Below are 3,500 nucleotides of genomic sequence, written 5' to 3'. Positions count from 1 at the left end.
GTGCCTTGCTCGCCCTGCTTCAGGATGAAGGCCTTCTGCGCCTCCGTGAACTTCGATGCTTTCATGCGATTCCGCTCCTCTCCCAGCCAAGGAAATTTAGCGGACAACTCCAGCTCCGAACGATCCAGTTTTCAGGGGGCAGAGCAAACGAAGGAGACGGACAGAATGAAGAGATAACGGTTCAGCGAAGAGCAGGTCATAGCGATCCTGAAACAGCAGGCGAGCGGCGTTGCGACGGTAGACGTGTGCCGCGAGCACGGGATCAGCTCGACATCGTCGCCACACGGCGCCCACCGCCGGAGGAGGCTGCTGACGCTACCCCGAAGAGGGACCTTTTCAGCGACCAATCAAATTCGAACTGACCTTTCTCAACGGAAACAGGGGGCGGGAGACGTGTAGACATCAAATATCGAAACGTCTCCCGCCCCCTGTTTCACGAAACTAAGTAAAAAGCTCGCCACTATTACCGGCAAAAAAAACCCATCGTTTCGGATGCGTCGATGCTCGCAGATCCACGTTGCCGAATGGTCAAAGATCGGTTTGAACACGCTTGCGGAGCCAAATGAAGCACATGCCAGCTTTGTCGCCGAGGCTTGGGAAAACACCAGACTAAAGGATCAAGTCGACGACTTCACCTCCAACCTGTAAATTGATCCGGTCTTGACCCTCACCATCCACCAATGCCCAGATGATCTGCCCCGTTGGGCGATAGATTACGAAGGCTTCTTGCAAGTTATCATCTCCGGAGCGTTCACCGTCGGGCGTCGCCGTATGCGCGAGGTTGATCTGGAACTGGGCCGCTGTTGCGGCCCGTCCGAAAATCAGAACGTCGCCTTCGGCGGCGTCGTAATCCTGAACCCAGTCGGAACCGTGATCGCCAATGCCTAGGTGGAAGAACTGGTCGGCGCCAGCGCCCCCGTTGAGCCTGTCATAGCCGAAGCCCCCGTTGAGGAAATCGTTGCCGTCCCCACCGAAAATCAAGTCCGACAGCGCGCCGCCCGCCACGACATCGTTTCCAACTTGACCCTGCAATTCGTCGACGCCAAAGCCCCCTGAAATTGTATCGTTGCCCTCTTGGCCGAAAACAAGGTCGTTGCCACCTCCCGCATCGACACGATCGTTTCCATCACCCGCGTAGACGACATCGGCCAAGTCGGAATGTTCCGGGCCAGCCTTTATCACGTCGTCTCCGGCCCCCCCGTTTATGGTGTCCGAACCGCCACCGGCATTCAACGTATCGTTCCCTGCACCACCGCGCAGGATATTCGTACCCATGCCGGTTTCGAGTACATCATCCGCGTCGCCTCCGTTTAGCGTCTGGTCATACTCGTCTAGAAACGTCGACAAGTCGTCTTGCCGATTGGCAAATATCAGCTCTTCGATACCGGTCAGCAGGTCTATACCATCCGGCCCGTCCGACGTCGCGTGGCTGACCATAAGCCTTGTGCCAACCTCCCCTTCGACCTGGAACATGTAATCCTGCCAGCGGCCGGAAAAGTACGCTACATCGTGGCCATCGCCGCCTTGCAGTGTGTCGTTGCCCGGACCACCTTCGAATAAATCGTCTCCGCCTTCGCCCGACAGCGCATCATTTCCGAGGTTGCCCAACAAACGGTCGGTCCCGGAACTGCCGATGACAACATCGTCTCCTCCAAGGGCGTCCACCGCCTTAGGACCTGCAACGCTTTCCCGGTCATTTTCTTCGCTGAGCAGACGTAGAGACGGCGCATCGAAAGCGGTGACCATGTAGCGCGTCTCGGCGGTGGTCGAATACCATTCAAGCCAAAGATCGCCCGCGCCATTGTCAAAAAACCCGGCACGGTGATAGAATAGAAACCCAGAATTATCAATAATCTGAGGCGACATCTCGGCGCTGCCCCTTGCATCGAATCGTTGGAGGAAAATGGCCGATTCGCCTTCGGCACCGACCCTGGGTCCGGCCAGCACCAAGCTTCCATCGTCGAGCAGGTTGGCCCGGAACTCGCTTCTCCCAGCTGGGCGCGCATGCACCGGATCTCCAGCCTCTTCGGCGGTGGCACTATAGATCGCCTTAGTCGCTTGCAATGTTCCGTCCAGATCAAAGACGGACCGGGTTACCTCACGGCGACCTTCACCGGAAATGACAACCAGCGTTCCATCATCGCGCAGATCGATCGCGAGACTATTGCCGTACCACCCAAGCTCTACTAACGCGATTGACGGCCCAGACGCCGAACCGTCGAGACCGATTTTCTGCATTTCCAAAGTCAAACCGTTGTGGGCTCGAACTGCGAACAGGGCATAACCGCCTTCGGGTAGGGGCTTCACATCCGACAGGCCCTGCATGGAGCCGCCCCCCTCGAACACCGGGGTGGCACGGCCCGGATAGCCGCCGGGGCCGACAAAATGAAACAATGCGTCCTGTCCGGGGCGAAACAAAAGGCTGCGCCCGTCTTCCAAGGAAACCAGATCGACATTCAAAGTAGAGAACGCGTCCTCGCCATACAGGATCGCTGCCTCGTTCGCGGCAGAGCCGTCCTCGCCAAACCGCTGAAAGCGAGTTTCCAGTTCGCCGCTCGGAGCGACACTGGTCCAGATACCCAGAAAACCGCCTCCGTCAATCGCCATTAACAGGTAATCGCGCTCCCAGAAAGTTGCCCCCGGATAGATAGAGACCGTTTCTCCCAGATCGCCATTCTCTTCGATCAACGTAAGAAAAACTCCACTGAAATCAAAGGTTCTGGCGTTGAACAGCCAAACTTTGCCATCGGAGCTCGCCAAAAAACCGCGCACCGAATTTCCATCGGATCGTGCGACGATAATGTCGGAGATCACTTCGCCGTCATCGCCGATAACTGTCAGTTTTATGTCGTCAGGCAGGTAAGTATCGCTGCCAGTTCCAAATCTCTTCAGTACTATTGCCCGTCCATCCGGCAAAACGTGATACGCCAATGGCGTGCCGAAATCTCCTGTATTGATGGGCTGTGGCGCGAATTTCTGTTCGAAAAGAATGGACTTCAAAACAAGTCTCCACCTGTAATAAAAAGATTACGCCTTTGTATCCAGAATTTGTCAAGCCAACACAACACAACTCACGGGCCCCAAATTGGTGACGCCGCTTAGAGGGTGCCCGAGGCCTCCATACGGAGGACGATTATCCTCGGATTCGATGGCACGCCGGAGCTGTCAATGCCTGCCTACTAGACGAAGTCGATATCGGCAAAAGTCACGATGCCCGGTGTGGCGTGGTCAACCTGCACCGACCCGCCTGCCCAGCTGATCAGCGTGCCACTTGCGTTGCTCGTGATCGTGGTTCCGCCCTGCGTCACCGGCCCCGCGATCTCGATCCGGTCAAAACCGTCGCCCCAGCCGGTGATCAGATCGGTTCCGGTGTTGAACACCGTGTTGAAGACGAAGACATCTGCGCCGAGTCCCCCGGTCATGGTGTCGTTGCCGATGCCGCCATCCAGCCGATCGGCGTTGTTGCCACCGAAAAGCCGGTCGTCCCCCCACTGGCCGAA

Annotated in this window: 1 protein-coding gene and 2 pseudogenes; 1 reads left to right on the top strand and 2 read right to left on the bottom strand. The window is 57.1% G+C overall.

The window, feature by feature from the left end; translation table 11 throughout:
• Window positions 1-177: 177 nt before the first annotated feature.
• Window positions 178-276, top strand: a pseudogene (locus tag ACFORG_RS20245) (transposase); the annotation flags it as partial.
• A gap of 333 nt (window positions 277-609) precedes the next feature.
• Here ACFORG_RS20245 and ACFORG_RS20240 read toward each other — a convergent pair.
• Both ACFORG_RS20240 and ACFORG_RS20235 read right to left on the bottom strand, forming a co-directional pair.
• Entirely contained in the window at window positions 610-3,000 is a 2,391-nt protein-coding gene (locus tag ACFORG_RS20240) for a calcium-binding protein (protein ID WP_386737386.1), read from the bottom strand.
• 179 nt (window positions 3,001-3,179) lie between these two features.
• Window positions 3,180-3,500, bottom strand: a pseudogene (locus ACFORG_RS20235) (hypothetical protein); the annotation flags it as partial.

This window comes from Lutimaribacter marinistellae, assembly GCF_042648365.1.
Taxonomy (GTDB): domain Bacteria; phylum Pseudomonadota; class Alphaproteobacteria; order Rhodobacterales; family Rhodobacteraceae; genus Lutimaribacter_A; species Lutimaribacter_A marinistellae.
This window is presented reverse-complemented; position numbering and strand designations above follow the sequence as displayed.